The 17,744-nt window shown below is 39.2% G+C and carries 12 protein-coding genes; 6 read left to right on the top strand and 6 right to left on the bottom strand.

The genetic code is table 11. The features are described 5' to 3' along the window. Positions 1–45: 45 nt before the first annotated feature. A complete protein-coding gene (gene rsmA, locus AC21OH_RS02805; RefSeq protein WP_487370343.1) occupies positions 46–918 on the bottom strand; it encodes a 16S rRNA (adenine(1518)-N(6)/adenine(1519)-N(6))-dimethyltransferase RsmA in 873 nt (290 codons plus the stop codon). Positions 919–998: 80 nt separating this feature from the next. Continuing rightward, positions 999–2,489, bottom strand: coding sequence for a 4-hydroxythreonine-4-phosphate dehydrogenase PdxA (pdxA, locus tag AC21OH_RS02800; protein ID WP_487370331.1), 1,491 nt, complete (start codon positions 2,487–2,489; stop codon positions 999–1,001). 236 nt (positions 2,490–2,725) lie between these two features. On the opposite strand from pdxA, the gene dnaB reads away from it, so the two are divergent. The 3 genes from dnaB to AC21OH_RS02785 all read left to right on the top strand — a co-directional run bounded on the left by dnaB (position 2,726) and on the right by AC21OH_RS02785 (position 6,692). After that, positions 2,726–4,174 (top strand): replicative DNA helicase, encoded by a 1,449-nt coding sequence (gene dnaB / locus AC21OH_RS02795; RefSeq protein WP_486535370.1) that lies wholly within the window; start codon positions 2,726–2,728, stop codon positions 4,172–4,174. Positions 4,175–4,221: 47 nt separating this feature from the next. After that, a complete protein-coding gene (locus AC21OH_RS02790) occupies positions 4,222–5,268 on the top strand; it encodes a threonine aldolase family protein (protein WP_487370332.1) in 1,047 nt (348 codons plus the stop codon). Between the two features lie 620 nt (positions 5,269–5,888). After that, entirely contained in the window at positions 5,889–6,692 is an 804-nt protein-coding gene (locus AC21OH_RS02785) for an enoyl-CoA hydratase/isomerase family protein (RefSeq protein WP_487370333.1), read from the top strand. Between the two features lie 330 nt (positions 6,693–7,022). Here the strand turns inward: AC21OH_RS02785 and acnB are convergent, their stop codons facing one another. Continuing rightward, positions 7,023–9,626 (bottom strand): bifunctional aconitate hydratase 2/2-methylisocitrate dehydratase, encoded by a 2,604-nt coding sequence (gene acnB, locus AC21OH_RS02780; RefSeq protein ID WP_487370334.1) that lies wholly within the window; start codon positions 9,624–9,626, stop codon positions 7,023–7,025. An 896-nt stretch (positions 9,627–10,522) separates the two neighbouring features. On the opposite strand from acnB, the gene AC21OH_RS02775 reads away from it, so the two are divergent. Further along, on the top strand, positions 10,523–10,915 hold the full coding sequence (locus AC21OH_RS02775) for a carboxymuconolactone decarboxylase family protein (protein ID WP_487370335.1): 393 nt from the start codon (positions 10,523–10,525) through the stop codon (positions 10,913–10,915). Between the two features lie 327 nt (positions 10,916–11,242). Next, positions 11,243–12,286, top strand: coding sequence for a lipoyl synthase (gene lipA / locus AC21OH_RS02770; RefSeq protein ID WP_487370336.1), 1,044 nt, complete (start codon positions 11,243–11,245; stop codon positions 12,284–12,286). 155 nt (positions 12,287–12,441) lie between these two features. Here the strand turns inward: lipA and AC21OH_RS02765 are convergent, their stop codons facing one another. The 3 genes from AC21OH_RS02765 to AC21OH_RS02755 are packed head-to-tail and all read right to left on the bottom strand — an operon-like array spanning position 12,442 to position 16,244. Next, the gene (locus tag AC21OH_RS02765; protein WP_487370337.1) at positions 12,442–14,565 is read right to left on the bottom strand and encodes a TRAP transporter permease; all 2,124 of its coding nucleotides are present in this window, start codon (positions 14,563–14,565) and stop codon (positions 12,442–12,444) included. Further along, positions 14,543–15,118, bottom strand: a complete 576-nt coding sequence (locus tag AC21OH_RS02760; protein WP_487370338.1) for a DUF1850 domain-containing protein — start codon at positions 15,116–15,118, stop codon at positions 14,543–14,545. The genes AC21OH_RS02765 and AC21OH_RS02760 overlap by 23 nt, the downstream gene beginning before the upstream one ends. Before the next feature lie 52 nt (positions 15,119–15,170). Continuing rightward, positions 15,171–16,244, bottom strand: coding sequence for a TAXI family TRAP transporter solute-binding subunit (locus AC21OH_RS02755; protein WP_487370339.1), 1,074 nt, complete (start codon positions 16,242–16,244; stop codon positions 15,171–15,173). Positions 16,245–16,648: 404 nt separating this feature from the next. On the opposite strand from AC21OH_RS02755, the gene AC21OH_RS02750 reads away from it, so the two are divergent. Further along, a complete protein-coding gene (locus AC21OH_RS02750; RefSeq protein WP_487371655.1) occupies positions 16,649–17,566 on the top strand; it encodes an alpha/beta fold hydrolase in 918 nt (305 codons plus the stop codon). Positions 17,567–17,744: the final 178 nt, after the last annotated feature.

Genomic DNA, 17,744 nt, shown 5'->3' with positions numbered 1-17,744 from the left:
TTTACTTTAAACTGTTCTACTGACCATAACTTTATGAAGTGGACACTATTGACGTTGGGTAACTAAATTTGACAGTTTTACAAATTGGTTCACGTCCAATGTCTCGGGACGTGCAGAGCTTGATATATCAATTGAAGCGAAATCTTCGTCTGTCAACTGAGGTAAAAATGATGACTGTTTAAAAATAGCACGTAGTGTTTTACGACGATGATTAAAGGTTTCGCGTACTACGATAGCAAAAGTCTGTTCATCTTCTGCTATGACAGGTTTGACACGATGGGGACGCAATCTAAATACGGCACTTGTTACCTTTGGAGGTGGGTTGAATGCCCCACGTGGTACTGTAAGCAGATATTCGGTTTCGCAGTGATACTGCATAATTATTGATAATCGGCCATATATCTTACTACCTACATCAGCCGTAATGCGTTCAACCACTTCTTTTTGCAGCATAAAGTGCATATCTTCAATAATGTCTGAATACTCAAGAAGTTTGAACAATAGCGGTGTTGATATATTATAAGGTAGATTGCCTACTATACGCAGTTTTTTGGGTGCGTCACTGTTGGCATCGTATAAAGTCGCGTAATCAAAATCCATCGCATTCGCGGATAAAATTTTAAAATTTTCATGGCTATTTGCGCCAATACGAATACGCAAACTACTCGCTAAATCTCGGTCCAGTTCAATAACCGTCATGGCATCAACTTGTTCTAACAGTGGTTCAGTTAAGGCGCCCATACCCGGTCCAATCTCAACTAAATTATCTTCTCTATTGAGATTAATTGAATCGACTATTTGACCGATAATGCTACTGTCGTGTAAAAAATTTTGACCGAAACGCTTTCTAGGCTGATGTTTGGCCGTACGTTGTAATTTATTAGCAAGAGGATGTTTAGGTAAATTTGAATGCGTCATAAATATATAGCTGTTACCGATAATATTAGTTTGGTCTTTCATTCTAGCACAACTAGAGGTTGAATTATGATCCCTTGATTTCACAACATTTCTTGAGAGGACGCCATATTATCGGCCATAAAAAGCGCTTGCCATAGGCTACTACTACTGGCTTCTCCTTGACCTATAAGGTTACCGGCTAAGTCTAAAGCGGTACCATGATCTACAGAGGTTCGAATATAGGGTAGTCCTAAGGTTAGGTTCACTGTATCTCCAAATCCGTGCGACTTAAGAACAGGTAACCCTTGATCGTGATACATAGCAATCACCGCATCACAGTCCTCAAGATGTCTTGAAGTAAATACAGTGTCGGCTGGCATCGCTGAAGATATATTAACCCCCTGTTTTTGAAAGTCCTCAAGTACAGGGTTTATAATGGTTATCTCTTCTTCACCCAAGTGTCCGCCCTCACCTGCATGAGGATTTAATCCACAAACCAGTATTTTAGGATCAGATAAGCCAAATTTTGATTTAAGATCATTCAATACAATCTGAACAGTTTGTCTCACGTTCTTAGGCGTCACATAATCAACAACCTGTCTAAGGGGTAAATGTGTTGTGACTAAGGCAACCTTCATCGCATTATTCGCAAGCATCATCACCACTTTGTCACAGCCACTTTTTTGCATAAAATACTCCGTATGACCTGTGAACATCGTTCCATCATCAAGCGTGATTTCAGCATCAATAAGGTTCGACTTTTGCAGTGGTCCGGTCACAATACCGGCAACACTACCTGAATCAGCTAAGCGGCTAGCCAGTTCAAGCTGTTCAATAACCATATGGGCGTTATCTACCACTAATTTTCCAGGAATGACTGGCTCAGTGCATGGCACATCTATCAAATAAAATCCTTCATCATTGTGCATAGGATTTTCTTTAGTAACTTGGGTTAGATAACAGTTAATCTTAGTGCTTTCAATTTTAATGCTATTAGGATTAGTGCTATTAGGATTAGTGCTATTAGGATTAGTGCTATCAGGCTTAGTGCTTTCAAGTGTGCTGCTTTGATTGCTTTTTTTAATGCTGGTTTTATCAATACTATCTTTATAAATACTATCTTTATAAATACTGGTTTTGTTAATACTGTTTTCATCAATACTGCTATCTTCAATATGGCTATCTTCAATACTCGTTAATTCATTGATGTTACACAGTCGTATCCATTTAATAGCGCTAAGCTCGTTAGGCAAGGTTGTAGTTTGATTCTGCTTAGAATCCTTTGTGATGGCTTTATTAAATATAAGATTAGCACGCTCTATTAATGCTTGCTCATCAGCCAAAACGATAACTGGTCGATTTAGTTCACTAAGTTTACCTGATGCCGCAAGCTGTAAAATAATATCCATACCTATGCCGGCAGGTTCACCTGAGGTAACTATTAAAGGTAGCCTATACTGTTTTGTCCTAAGCTTTGTTAAAGAATTAGAGTCATTCGAAAATGAATCGCTGATATTGTTATTGTTATTTATATTGTTATCTTTATCACTGCTATTTTTATGACAACTATTGTTAATATTGCTATTGTTCATATTGCTTTACTCGCATGGCTATCGTTAATATTTATTTTGCTCATACATTTATAGGCTTATTAAATGCTAAATTCATCTTTTGTACACGGGCAATGTGGTAAACTTTACCTGCTACGATCTTCGATTCTTTATTCAATTTAACCCTATCTATTAAACTCGCGAATTCATTTAAATCTATTAATATTAAGTTTTCTTAACGATACTATTATTAAGGTTAAGAATAAGATTATATAACTATGGCAGAAACCAAAAAAAAGTCCAAGAACAACACACAAGACAGTAACAATGATGCAGGATTGACTGACTTACTCAGTCAACAGCCGCCTCATAATATCGACATTGAAAAAGCTTTAATTGCTGCCTTGATGAGCATTGAGGAATCTTTTGATAAAATTTCTGACATCGTATCAAAAGACGATTTTTATGCGGGTCGACATCAGCATATATTTGCTGCAATTACACATTTAGCGATGGTTGGAGAGCCTTATGATACCATTATGGTTCATGATTGGTTAAGCTCTCAAAAGCTACTTAAAGCGGCAGGCGGCGAAAGCTACTTGGCCGATATTGTGACCCAAAGCCCGGGCACTCTATTTAATCTACAATCCTATGCAGAGCGCGTACGTGAATTGTCGACGTTAAGACAGCTGATCACTACGGGTAATGAGATGTTGGCTTTGGCTTATGACCCTAGAGATCGGGGTGTTAGTGATATTTTAGACACCGTTGAATCAAAAATATTCTCTATTAATGAACAACATAATAAACGTGCTGAACAACGTGGCCCTCGAGAAGTGACTGATGTTATATCCAATGTGGTCGAACAATTAGATGAAATTAAAAACAACCCTGGCGGTCTAATAGGTTTAAGAACCCCGTTTGCTGAGTTAAATAATAAAACTCAAGGACTGCAAGCTGGTGATTTAGTTATTGTGGCAGCACGTCCATCTATGGGTAAAACGACATTTGCGATGAACTTGGCTGAAGGTGTGTTATTCAATGAAGACCTACCAGTTGTTGTATTTTCGATGGAGATGCCTGCGGAATCTATTGTGCTTCGTTTGTTGTCGTCGTGGGGTCAAATTAATCAAACCAATTTGCGTTCAGCACAGATGAATGAAGACGAATGGGCGCGAATGATGAATGCGATAACCCATTTACAAGATAAGCATTTATATATCGATGACAGCACCGCCCTACCCCCCTCTGAGTTACGTTCACGTTGCCGCCGAATTGCTAAAAATCATGATGGCAGATTAGGCATGATTGTTGTCGATTATTTGCAGCTGATGAAAGTCCCTAGCTTAAGTGGTAACCGTGTTGAAGAAATCTCAGAGATTTCTCGAAGTTTAAAAGCCTTAGCGCGTGAGCTAAATTGTCCTGTGGTCGCTTTGTCTCAGCTCAACCGTAGCTTAGAAAACCGTCCCAATAAACGTCCTATCATGTCAGATTTAAGAGAGTCTGGAGCGATTGAGCAGGATGCCGATTTAATCACCTTTATTTATCGCGATGAGGTTTATAACGAAAATTCTGATCTAAAGGGTGTGGCCGAAATTATCATAGGTAAGCAGCGTAACGGCCCTATAGGAACGGTTCGACTCGCCTTTGAAGGTCAATACACACGATTCATAAACCTAACGCCCGATCACTTTATGGCAGATGCCGCCTTTGAAAATGATGAATAAAAAAGTTTAGTCCTAATAAATTAAACCATAAAAGCGAATACTCTCATATGTTTCATTTTTATAATGATTATAGCGAAAGCGCTCATCCCGATGTAATTCAAGCTATTCAATCGACAGGTTTACATCAATATGGCGGATATGGCAAAGATGACTACTGTGACTCTGCGCGGCGCTTAATTAGAAAAGAACTCAAAGACGAAAACATTGCCGTATATTTTTGTACGACAGGAACTTTGACCAATCAAGTTTGTATTGATGCTATGTTATCACCGATAGACGGTATTATTGCATGTGATACTGGTCATATTGCGGTGAATGAGGCAGGCGCTATTGAAGCCACAGGTCATAAAGTTATTATCGCTGAGTCGACAAACGGTAAATTAACCATTGACGCTATCGAGACGCTTAGGGTACGTCATAGTTTTAAACCACATGTGGTCCGTGCTAAAGCCGTTTATATTTCCAATTCAACAGAACTTGGTACAGTATACAGCTACCAAGAGCTTAAAGCGTTATCGAACTACTGCCGTAAACATGACATGTTATTGTTTATGGATGGTGCTCGCTTAGGTACAGCTATTGCTTATACAACTACTCAAGACAATGAACGAACCGTTACTTTAGCCGACTTTGCAGAACTGACCGATATATTCTGGCTCGGAGGTACCAAAATGGGGGCTTTATTTGGTGAAGTTATTATTATACCCAATCAAAATATTGCTATAGATTTTGATACCTATCTAAAACGTCAGGGCGCTTTAATGGCTAAAGGTTTTTTATTGGGTGTACAATTTGCCACTTTATTAAAAGACAATAAGTATATCGAGCTTTGCATGCATGCAAACAACATGGCCCAAAAACTTGCAAATGGACTCACCAGTTATGGTATTGAACTGTCTGTTCCTACCCATAGCAATCAAGTCTTTGCTATATTAGATACTAATCTCATTAAAAAGCTTGCGTTGGACTTTGGTTTCTATGAGTGGCAGCAATTAAATGATGGACGCAGTATTGTTCGACTTGTGACCTCTTGGGCTACTCCAGAACATGAAGTTGATAAATTTCTACGAATCGTGGCAGAAGCCTGCTCTTAAATTTTTCGATGTACTTATTGATTGTGGCGCTTATTGATTATGGCGCTTATTGTCTTTAGCGCTTAATGAGAAAAGCGCTTATTAATCGTGCAGCCGCTAATTCTTTTAAACATTTTACAATAATTTTAAAGTCTTTAACTAGGGGCTGTATATAATTGATTCATGGAACTGTCTGAGGCTATTTTTTAGGCAATATGCAGGGAAATTTTCGCAGCTGAGTCGTTCTAAGTTAGAATAGTAAGTTAGATCCCTTAATTATTGAATGTCACAATATATTGGCATAAAATATCCCTGCCCCCCTCCCGATCACAGCTCTCGCCTTGCGAACGGGCATAGCAATGCTTTGCTCGAGAACCGTTCTCAAGGCTGATGCGTAAATTGCCCCAAACGTTGTTGTAAACCTAGCTAAGGTCCAATACGCTTCGGGCATTATCGGCGGTTTACGCCTAGTTTGGAACACAGCTTGGATTAAATGGAAGCTATCAGCAGTCCTAATTAATCAATTCTATACAGCCCCTATATCTACTAAGTTCAAGTGCCAATATGTATTAAAGGTAAACCCCTTGTTTTGATCGATTTATCATATCTTTATAACTATTTATAATTTAAGGATTTCGCTAATGACCCAATCTCAAGATACCGTGTTATACCAAGTTGAAGATCACATAGCTACCATCACTTTAAATGACCCAAATAGCTTAAATGCGTTTAACACCACTATGAAAAATGGTGTTCTAAAAGTGCTAGACGCGGCAGAAAAAGATGAACAGGTACGAGTGATTATTTTGCAAGGTGCTGGTGGTAACTTCTCTAGCGGTGGCGATATAAAAGAGATGCTATCTGATGGGATTGATAAAGACAAAATTTCTAGCAAATTAGAATCGATGGTAGAAGGCGCAGGCGAGGTAAGTTTAAAACTTCGTAAAATTCACAAACCTATCATTGCAAAACTTGAAGGCGCTGTAGCAGGTGCAGGCATGAACTTAGCATTAACCTGCGATTTTAGAATTTCTACCGATACTGCTAAATATTTACAGGCTTTTGTTCATATTGGTCTTGTACCTGATGCTGGGGGTATTTACTTATTGAACCAACTGGTGGGCGCTGCCAAAACAACTGAGCTTGTGATGCTCGGTGATAAATTGTGTGCTCAAGATATGGCAGATTTAAATATAATAAATCAAGTGGTCACTCAAGATGAGCTCGATGATACTGTACTCACTTTAGCGAAGCGTTTAAGCCGTCTACCAGGCGTTGCATTAGCCACTATGAAACATATGTTAAACACACATGCCTATGCAGGCTTAAATGAAGCTTTAGATATGGAAGTTCATCAGCAAGCTCGGTTAGCAAAAACGGATGACTTTATCGAAGGGGTCACCGCCTTTGTTGAAAAACGACAACCCGTTTATATTGTCAAATAACTTTGCTATATAACGAGTTAATTTAAGGCTACCCAATGGTAGCTTCTATTTTGGCTATAAATTGACTATCTAAGCCATTCAAATTCAGCCAATCTAAATTATTATATTTTAAACTTACCTTGATAGACTTAATTTATCATATTAATTAAAACAACATAAATAGTTAAAAAAACTAAAATGGTTACATTTCAATTAAGTGTAAGTACTAATATAGTAGGGTGAGCGAGTTTAACACCGTAACCGTTTAGTATTTCGCTGACTATAGAAACCAAAAAAGCTCCCGTATACTAATACGAGAGCTTTTGTTTATAAGATATTACTTAAATAAAATTAAGCCAATTGTGCCACGTTAATCTTATCCGCTTCTTCAGAATAGGTTTCCATCTGATCGAAGTTCATGTAACGGTATACCTCATCACCCATGCTGTTTAGCATGCCAGCGTATTGCTGATATTCATCATTCGTTGGCAGTTTACCAAGTACGGCAGCAACTGCAGCCAGCTCAGCTGATGCTAAGTATACATTCGCGCCTTGACCTAAACGGTTCGGGAAGTTACGCGTAGAAGTTGAAACCGCCGTAGAGCCTGGCGCAATACGTGCTTGGTTACCCATACATAGTGAACACCCTGGCATTTCAGTACGTGCGCCAGCTTGAGCATAAACGTTGTAATACCCCTCTTCCATTAACTGGCGTGCATCCATCTTAGTTGGAGGCGCAATCCATAAACGAGTTTTGAGGCTACCCGCAGGTACTTCTTGTAGTAATTTACCCGCTGCACGGAAGTGGCCAATGTTAGTCATACAAGAACCGATAAACACTTCATCAATTTTGTCGCCAGCAACATCAGCTAACGTCTTAGCATCATCTGGATCGTTCGGGCAGCATAATACTGGCTCATTAATCTGACTCATATCGATGGTCATATCAATAGCATACTCAGCGTCTGCATCAGCGCGCATGAGGCTTGGATTCGCTAACCACTCTTTCATTGCTTCAATACGGCGGCTAAGTGTGCGTGCATCACCATAGCCTTCTGAGATCATCCACTTAAGTAGTGTGATGTTTGACTCTAGATACTCTTTAACTGAATCTTCAGATAACGTGATGGTACAGCCAGCAGCACTACGCTCAGCTGAAGCGTCAGACAATTCAAATGCTTGCTCAACAGTTAGATCTTCTAGACCTTCAATCTCTAAGATACGGCCGTTAAATTCGTTGATTTTACCTTTCTTATCAACCGTTAAGTACCCTTCTTTGATCGCTTGTAAAGGAATAGCATGTACTAGATCACGTAAAGTAATACCAGGCTGACGCTCACCAACGAAACGAACACGTACAGACTCAGGCATATCTAGTGGCATAACCCCAGTCGCAGCAGCGAATGCAACCAAACCAGAACCTGCAGGGAATGAGATACCCATTGGGAAACGCGTATGCGAGTCACCACCCGTACCAACCGTATCAGGAAGAAGCATACGGTTCAGCCAGCTATGGATAATACCATCACCAGGACGTAAGCTTACGCCGCCACGGTTCATGATGAAGTCAGGAAGGGTGTGCTGCGTCTCAACGTCGACAGGCTTTGGATAAGCAGCTGTGTGACAGAAAGACTGCATGACTAAATCGGCTTGGAAGCCTAGACAAGCTAAATCTTTTAGCTCATCACGAGTCATAGGACCGGTAGTATCTTGAGAACCAACGGTTGTCATCTTAGGCTCACAGTACATCCCTGGACGTACACCTTCCATACCACAAGCTTTACCTACCATCTTCTGAGCTAAAGTATAGCCTTTGTCAGATTCTTCAGGCTGCTCAGGCTTAGCAAATACGTCTGAATGCTCTAAACCTAAATAGTCACGTGCACGGTTCGTCAGACCACGGCCTACGATTAAAGGAATACGGCCACCGGCGCGTACTTCGTCTAGAAGCGTTGCAGAGTTCAGTTTGAAAGTAGATAATACTTCATCTGAATCATGCTTAGTGATTTTGCCATCATGTGGATAGATGTCAAACACATCACCCATTTCAATGTTATCAACTTCAACGTCTTCGATAGGTAGCGCACCTGAGTCTTCCATCGTATTAAAGAAGATAGGCGCAATTTTACCACCTAATACAAGACCGCCTGCACGCTTGTTAGGTACATTAGGAATATCATCACCCATTAACCAAAGTACAGAGTTGGTAGCTGACTTACGGCTAGAACCTGTCCCTACTACATCACCAACATAAGCTAGTGGATGGCCTTTTTCTTTAAGCTCATCAATAAGTGTCATAGGACCACGGACACCTTCTTCGTCAGCTTGAATGCCGTCGCGAGAGTTTTTGTGCATGGCTAATGAGTGCAGTGGAATATCTGGCCGACTCCAAGCATCCTGAGCAGGAGATAAGTCATCAGTATTGGTTTCGCCAGTTACTTTAAACGCAGTATAAGTTGTTATTTTAGGTACTTCTGGACGGTTTAAGAACCACTCAGCGTCTGCCCAAGATTTAATCACTTCTTTAGCTTTTTGGTTACCCGCTTCAGCTTTGTCAGTAACGTCATTGAACGCATCAAATACTAATAATGTCTTTTTAAGCGCTTCAGCAGCATTTTCAGCAACTTCTTCGTCTTCTAAAGCTTCAACTAATGGTAATACGTTATAACCACCTTGCATGGTACCCAAAATATCGACTGCTTTTTGTTTGTCAATAAGAGGTGAGGTTGTTTCGCCTTTTACGATAGCTGCTAAGAAAGCGGCTTTTACATATGCTGCTTGGTCAACACCCGCTGGTACGCGGTTCGCCAATAAGTCCATCAAGAACTCTTCTTCACCCGCTGGAGGATTTTTTAATAGTTCTACCAAATCTGCAGTCTGATGCTCAGATAAAGGTAGTGGTACTGTACCGAGTTCGGCACGTTCTTCAATATGTTTACGATATGCATCTAACACAATAGCGTCCTCTAAATTTAAATGCAGGCTAAGGTAGCTACATTGATAAATCCACTGACCAATCATCTGATTTCAGTGGATTTATGTATTGGCTGCCAGGGCCTTGCAGGTGGGTTTAAATATCCCTACTAATATAGCGTAAAACGCGGCAAAAGTTAATCCTAATAGCGTTATACATTAGTAATAAGGGACTATAATCATCATTTATTATTGAAATACGGTATATGGAAAAGTTATGCCTATCTGTTTTATTTTAGATATTATATCTACACCATTTATTAATAGTTTGGCATTAAATGTAATAAGAGTATTAAAGTTCACAATGTTTATTAAATTACTAGGGCTGTATAGAATTGATTCATGGAACTGACAGAGGCTATTTTTTAGGCAATATACTGGGAAATTTTAGACACTTAGTCGTTCTAAGTTAGAACCCTTAATTATTGAATGTCACAATATATTGGCAAAAAATAGCCCTGCCCCCTCTCGAGCACAGCTCTCGCCTTTCGAACGGGCAAAGCAATGCTTTGCTCGAGAACCGTTCTCAATGCTGATGCTAAAATTGCACCAAACGTTGTTGTAAACCTAGCAAAGGTCCAATACGCTTCAGTCATTATCGTCGATTAACGCCTAGTTTGGAACACAGCTTGGATTAATTGGTAGCTATCAGCAGTCCTAATTAATCAATTCTATACAGCCCCTAATATAATTATGATAAATTAGTATTTTTTGTAGATTTGCCACAGAGTTTTAAGATATAAATTCATACGTAGCTTGATGGTGCTGAACATCAGTATTGTCAATTTTATAACGTGTGAATATATAAAACGTTCATAACATTTAGACAATTTATACGTTAATGTTAAATTATAATCACTATATTGGGATAACCACGTATGTCAAAAAACGATAAATATAATAAAGGTCTTAAAGTTCGTACCGAAGTTATGGGCGAGGCGCATGTCCAGCGTTCTTTAGATGCTGCCACCTCTTTTACCCAGCCTCTTCAAGACTGGATTATTGAACACGCATGGGGAACGACGTGGCAGGATGACTCAATATTACCTCTTAAATATCGATCTTTAATAACATTAGGGTTTTTAATTGCTCAAAAAAGTCCAAATGAATTAAAAGGTCATATTAGAGGTGCTATTAACAATGGCGCTTCTGTAGAAGAGATACGTGAAGTCTTAATGCACAGCTTGCTGTATTGCGGGGCGCCTACTACTCAAGAAGCTTTTAGGGCCGCTATTGAAGTGTTTGAAGAAATGGAGATAGATTATAAATAGTTGATTATAATTACTTACTTCACTCTCAACTCTTGACGTAGGCTGTGATTTTAGCCCAGAAATATGAAAAAAATTTTTAATTTGATGGGCTAAAGTCATAGCCTACAAGGCAGTTTAAAAAGTTGTGAGTTGGGTAATTACTTATTCAGAACTAGTCGTTCATAAGTAAGAGATCAAAAGCGAAATTGGATCTGCACTGAGCATCAGACGCTTGTGCACGAATATGACTTTAAAACATCGATACTCTGATATAATACAATAATTATTTATGATCGAATGATTGATTAAAAACCCTTATTTAATAACGGTTTAAGAGATAAGTTTATTATGACTGTAATTGTACAAACTCATGTACCGTCACCGAAGCCAAAGCCAAAAAAAGCGGTGAAAGGTGAGAAACTACGCGGCTATGATAAGGTTGCACGTATTCCTATCAAAGTTATTCCTACAGATAAGGCTAAAAAGAAGCCTGATTGGATTCGCGTTAAGATGTCATCTCCTGCCGAGGTCGATCGCATCAAAAAGACACTGCGTAAACAAAAACTATATACCGTGTGTGAAGAAGCCGCCTGCCCCAACCTACCTCAGTGTTTCGGTGATGGTACGGCTACCTTTATGATTATGGGTGATATATGTACACGCCGTTGCCCGTTTTGTGATGTGGCACATGGCCGACCAAACAACCTCGATCCTGATGAGCCACGTCATACCGCAGAAACTATCTTAGGCCTAGGTCTTAAGTATGCGGTTATCACCTCAGTTGATCGCGATGATTTAAAAGATGGTGGTGCTCAACATTTTGTTGAGGTTATCAATGAATCAAAAGCTTTAAGCCCAAACTGTTTGATAGAAATCCTTGTTCCTGATTTTAGAGGACGTATGGAGGTGGCTTTAGATTTATTAACTGAGACACCACCAGATGTGTTTAACCATAATATCGAAACGGTGCCTCGTTTATATAAAGCGTTTCGCCCTGGTTCGGATTATCAACATTCACTCGATCTGCTTAAAAAGTACAAAGCACGTCGTCCCGATATCGCAACTAAGTGCGGCTTCATGGTGGGACTTGGTGAAACTGAAGAAGAGGTCTATGCTTTACTTGATGACTTAAAAGCACATGATGTTGATATGATCACCATTGGTCAATATTTGCAACCTAGTAAAAACCATGCTCCAGTTGAGCGTTATGTGCACCCTGATGAGTTCCAGCGTTATATGGATTATGGAAAAGAGATAGGCTTCTTTAGTATATGGGCAGGACCGATGGTACGCTCAAGTTACTTTGCAGATCGTCAATACTATGGTGAAGACTGCCCTACGCCTATTCGTAGTAAAAAGGCTTTAGAAGCTGAAGGTAAGCTTGGTTGTTAATAAAAACCATAATTACGAAATAAAGTCAAAAGGAGACCTAATAACTAGGTCTCCTTTTTAAGTTTGAACTATTAACTTAATATTAAAACGATTAACTTGTTATTAAAATAGAACCTATTTAGATTCAACACAGAATTTAGCTTTATAGTTTAGCTTTATAGTGTAGAAACTTGTACCGGTTTTTTATTTGATTTATTGGCAGTGATATTTAAAACCACTATACCTAGTACAATTATTCCACCTACCACATCGGTCATCAGCTCAGGATAAATAAGCAACAAGGCGCCCACTCCTAATATAATACGAGTGACAGCATTCATTGGACCTTTAAAATAGCCTTCAACCGCAGCACTTAGCCCTATTACACCAGTTACTGAAGTGAATACCACAGTAATAATGTCTAATATAGGTGGCAAAGGGAATTCTTTAGCGGTTACTGCCAATCCTACTGGATCAATCATCAACATGGTTGGATTATAAATAAACATAAACGGCACGATAAACCCAGCCAAAGCTAATCTTAGAGATTGAAAACCAGTTTTCATCGGGTCACCACCAGCTATCCCTGCTCCAGCAAAGGCTGCTAAACAAACAGGTGGGGTTATATTGGCAAATATACCAAAATAAAACACAAACATATGTGCTGATAGAATAGGAATATCAAAACCAGCCAGTGCCGGTGCTGCCATAGTCGCAGTGATGATATAGGCTGGAATAGAAGGTAATCCCATACCAAGTACCATTGAAGCCAGCATTGTTAATATAAGGGTTAGCAATAACGAGCCGGCCCCTAGGGTCACTATTGATGAAGTCATTACTGTACCAAAACTGGTCAAACTCACCACACCAATGATAATACCGACCACCGCACACGCTGCCATTACCGCCAGCGATTGACGCGTTCCGTCTTCTAAAGCGCCAAGTACATCCGTGAAGCTCATGCGCGTTTCTTTTTTAATCATACTGATTAAAACCGTAAACCCGATGGTGTAAGCCGCAGCAAAACCAACTGGTACCGATTTGGCTAATAACGTTACCAAAAAGATGATAGGCAATAGCATATGCCCGCGCGCGCGCATCACTTCTTTTAACTGTGGCAGGCTATCTTTAGCAATACCTTTTAGGTCGCGTCTTCCGGCTCTAAAATGAACTTGTGCAATCACTCCTAAGTAATAAAGCACAGCTGGTAATAAAGCCGCCAAAGCAATGGTACTGTATTTAACGCCTGTGGTTTCGGCCATAATAAAAGCACTGGCACCCATAATAGGAGGTAGTACCTGCCCGCCTACAGAGGCGCTTGCCTCCACTGCACCAGCAAAATTTTTGTGGTAACCCACCTTTTTCATTAAAGGAATAGTGAACGCACCCGTACCCACGACATTAGCAACCGCAGCACCGTTGATACTTCCCATAAAGCCACTGGAAATCACCGCAACTTTTGCAGGCCCACCTTGTTTGTGCCCAGCTAACGCAAGCGCTAAATCGTTAAAAAGTTGCCCCATACCTGAACGTGATAAAAATGCGCCAAAAAGAATGAATAGGAAGATAAACGTTACCGACGCCCCAATGGCTGTAGAGTATAATCCTTCAGTTTTAAGATAAAGCTGCCCAAAAATATCACCCATATCATACGGTCTGGTCAGTAATCTATCCGGCATAAAGTCGAGATGACTAAAAAATGGATATGCTAAAAATACCAATGCAAATAATGGCAATATAAACCCAGTGATACGTCTTGTACCTTCCAATACACAAAGTACGGTAATTATAGAAAATATAATGTCTAATGTATTGGGTATGCCGCCGCGAATCGTAACAATGTTTTGATACTCCATCATTAAATACACAACACCTGACAAGGACATCAAGAACCAAATCCAGTCATAGAAAGCCACCTTTAAACGTGATGCTTTTTTAGTAGCAGGATAAATCAGGAAGATAAGCCCGAAACCAACGCCTACGTGTATAGCACGCTGTAACAAAGCAGGCATGGGGTTAAAAGTAATGTATAAATGAAAAATTGCGTATAAGATCGCTATCGCCGCAATCAACCAACTTACCTTTTTATTTTTAAGATGCCTTGTAATCGACTCGCGATCGAACTTCTCTAGTATTTTCTGCTGCTGCTCTGCGGTAGGTGCATCTTCATCAATATCATCAACATTAGGCAGCTCATCATAGGGTGGAATAGCTGCTCCTGGTGCTGGAATAGCGCTGGTGGGTATACTAGATGTTGCGGGATTATTTATGCCTCCGCTACTTGGGCGGGATGTACTCATAACAAGATTCCTGTCGTCTTAGATTCCATAGGTTGAGCTTCCGTATTGCTATATAAATGTTGGTATAACCGTCTACCCATTTATAAATAGGTAAACTGTCGAAGGTGTCATTATTGTGGTTAAGTATTATTTGCGCTTTAATATTGCTTGATATCATCCAGTTCAAATATGGCAATGTCGTATTGATTGAATAATGGGTATATTGAGGGTATTTACCGTCTGGCCTACCTATTGTCCCGGTAGATGGTGTACCCGCACCAAAGGTTTCAAAATAGGTATCTGTTAATAGGAGCTGATCACCCTGCTTTTTATAACTCTCAATCCACCACTGTTTTTCAACCGAGTGCATCCATTTGATTTCAAAATCATCTTCAAGTAGGCACTGATAATTGTTAAAACTCACCGTTACAACGCTATGAGGTATCAAAAACCAGTAACTAACCAAATAAATTAGCAAGCCAAAAGCTAATAGGCTTATTATTAAAGTCTTTACAAATAAAAAGCGACCAGCATGGTGGTGTTGCCAGTGCTGATCGCGGTTATTTAATATCATTAAGATTAACTTTCTCGATAAACGATTGCTAATTGCCGATTGCCATAGCTATCTATTTAGCATTTTGCTCATCATAATAGCGCTTAGCACCTGGATGAATCGGCGCGACCAATCCTTGTTGCGCAGTTTCTAGACTAATGCCAGCCGCTGCTTGGTGTGCCGTTTTAAGCTTATCTTGACTATCAAAAAACGTTTTTGTGAGCTTATACACATCATCTTCTGACAAATCTGAGCTAACAACAAACGCATTCATAATCGCGGCAGTGGGTATGGCTGTCTCATTACCGTAAGTGCCGGCAGGAATTTCTTTAGTCGTAAAATAAGTTTGATCTTGAGCGATTTCGTTCACTTTAGCAGGATCAATACTAACCAATTGTAGATCAAAACCTTGCTCTAGTTCCATTAATGAAGAGTTGGGTAAACCACTGGTTAAAAACGCTGCGTCTAATTTGCCAGATTTTAGAGCGTCTGCTGCTTCAGCATAACCCAAATAATCTACTTTAACATCCTCATAGCTCATGCCAAAGCCTTTAAGCAAGTTGCGTGCATTAACTTCAACTCCTGAGTTCTGAGCTCCAACTGCAATGCGCTTGCCACGTAAGTCTTCAAAGTTGGTAATGCCTGAATCTTTCGAGGTTACGATTTGAACATAGTTAGGATATAAAGCTGCGATTTGCTGCACCTTAGTAATGGGTGCAGTAAAGTTATTCTGGCCTTTAACAGCATCGTTTACTACATCGCTCATGGCAAATGCCATTTCGACCTTACCTTGATTGATAAGATTCATGTTTTCCACTGATGCGCCTGTGGTCTGAGTCTTGGAGTTTACGCCATAGGTTTGATTAAAAGCTTCGGTTAGTGAGGTGCCTATAATATTATAAGGACCTGAAGCACCGCCTGTCGCTAGTGTTGCAAATTTGGTCTCAAGCTTATCAGTTGCCACCGTTTCAGTCCCACTTTCAGTGTCAGTGCCTTTAACCGTTTCTTCAGGCGTATCACCTTCAGTTACTGCATCAGTACTATTATCAGAACAAGCGGTTAAGCCCATAGTTGTTAATAAAATCAGCGAAGCTAACCCTATTTTATGCGAGTTAATTGCGGTATGGAGTGTAGACAAAGCTGTCATATTTATATCCCTATAAAAATTAAAAGTAGGCTTAAGAATTAAGTGCTGTTAGTATTAAGTTGATAATGATCTATATTTAGATCAATAAATATGGTTACAATTTAGATAACCATAATATTTATAACATAAAATACTAATAACTTATAGAATTTTGTTAATTCTTCTTACTTTTATGTGACTGTTTAATGCATAGCCGTATATAACTGTCTATATCTAAAATAGGGTTCAACATATAATTATTTGCTTATAAAATATGACTTGAACTATTGATATATTGTTATGTACAGCTTTATGACTATTTAATTGCTACCATATTTTATAATACGCTCATTGAATTTATTTAGGTTTAAACATAAGATTCTCATAATCAATTATATTTAAAAAATACTCTTTAAAGGATTTCTATGGCTAAGTCTATATTCTCATCTGATAAAATACACACGCTGCATCACACCTTATTTAAACCAAGCGGCGATACAAAAGCAACTTTATTAATAGTTCATGGGATGATGGAGCATGGGGGTAGATATACCGATTTTGCTGAGTATTTATCAAATATAGGCATTGCGGTTTTAACCTACGATATATTAGGCCATGGGCGTAGTATTAGAAATAGTGATGACTTAGGTTATTTTACGCAGGCGCATCCCGCCCAAACTCTTCTTAAAGACACTATTATCATGGCGAACGTTTTGAAACGCCACTATCCAAAGACCCCACATTTTATAATGGGTCATTCAATGGGCTCTTTCATTGTGCGTAATGTTCTACAAGTTCATAGTCACGATTTTGCAGGTGCCATATTAATGGGTAGTAGTGACTATGATCCTTTATTAAATGCGTTAAGGCCTTTAAGTAAGGTTTTAAACAAGTTTCAACCTAAACGTCATAATGCCGCCTTCTCAAATATCATGAATAAGATATTGAATGCCAAACTCACCGATAAGAAAATGGATTCTGAATATGCTTGGTTATGTAAAAATCCAGAAGCTATAGAAGCCTATATAAAAGATCCCCTTTGTGGTTTTGATTTTACAAATAATGGGTTTTACACATTATTTGAACTTATGGAGACAGGCTTATCTAAAAACTGGGCTTCTACTATAGAGCATGACTTCCCTATGCTGTTTATTAGCGGTGAAAATGACCCCGTTGGCAACATGGGTAAAGGAATAAGAAAAGTGACGTCAAGCTTAGAAAAGCAAGATTTCAAAAATATAGATCAAATACTATATCCTCTAATGCGTCATGAACCTTTGCATGAAAAGGAATATGAAACTGTCTATGCAGACTTATCTAACTGGATAAATACTAACTCCTAACTCCTAGTATCAAATATAGTCCACTCGAATAAGTTGCTAATTTTGATGAAATTAGCGACAATACTCTACGTCAAATTACTAGAATATTGCACGCTTTTATAATCTTTAAATAACATATACTAAATCTAAAAATTATTATATCAATGAGAACGAGTGCGAACGCTATAAGTAGTAGGTT

The sequence above is a fragment of the Psychrobacter sp. CX10 genome, assembly GCF_057621575.2.
Note: the sequence above shows the minus strand (reverse complement) of the source record. Positions and strands in the feature narration are given on the sequence as shown.

Bases quoted from the DNA above. Each gene is read 5' to 3' on its own strand.
- pdxA (WP_487370331.1), bottom strand. From the start codon at position 2,489: ATGAACAATAGCAATATTAACAATAGTTGTCATAAAAATAGCAGTGAT.
- AC21OH_RS02785 (WP_487370333.1), top strand. From the start codon at position 5,889: ATGACCCAATCTCAAGATACCGTGTTATACCAAGTTGAAGATCACATA.
- AC21OH_RS02760 (WP_487370338.1), bottom strand. From the start codon at position 15,118: ATGATATTAAATAACCGCGATCAGCACTGGCAACACCACCATGCTGGT.
- rsmA (WP_487370343.1), bottom strand. From the start codon at position 918: ATGACGCATTCAAATTTACCTAAACATCCTCTTGCTAATAAATTACAA.
- AC21OH_RS02775 (WP_487370335.1), top strand. From the start codon at position 10,523: ATGTCAAAAAACGATAAATATAATAAAGGTCTTAAAGTTCGTACCGAA.
- dnaB (WP_486535370.1), top strand. From the start codon at position 2,726: ATGGCAGAAACCAAAAAAAAGTCCAAGAACAACACACAAGACAGTAAC.
- AC21OH_RS02790 (WP_487370332.1), top strand. From the start codon at position 4,222: ATGTTTCATTTTTATAATGATTATAGCGAAAGCGCTCATCCCGATGTA.
- AC21OH_RS02750 (WP_487371655.1), top strand. From the start codon at position 16,649: ATGGCTAAGTCTATATTCTCATCTGATAAAATACACACGCTGCATCAC.
- lipA (WP_487370336.1), top strand. From the start codon at position 11,243: ATGACTGTAATTGTACAAACTCATGTACCGTCACCGAAGCCAAAGCCA.
- AC21OH_RS02765 (WP_487370337.1), bottom strand. From the start codon at position 14,565: ATGAGTACATCCCGCCCAAGTAGCGGAGGCATAAATAATCCCGCAACA.
- AC21OH_RS02755 (WP_487370339.1), bottom strand. From the start codon at position 16,244: ATGACAGCTTTGTCTACACTCCATACCGCAATTAACTCGCATAAAATA.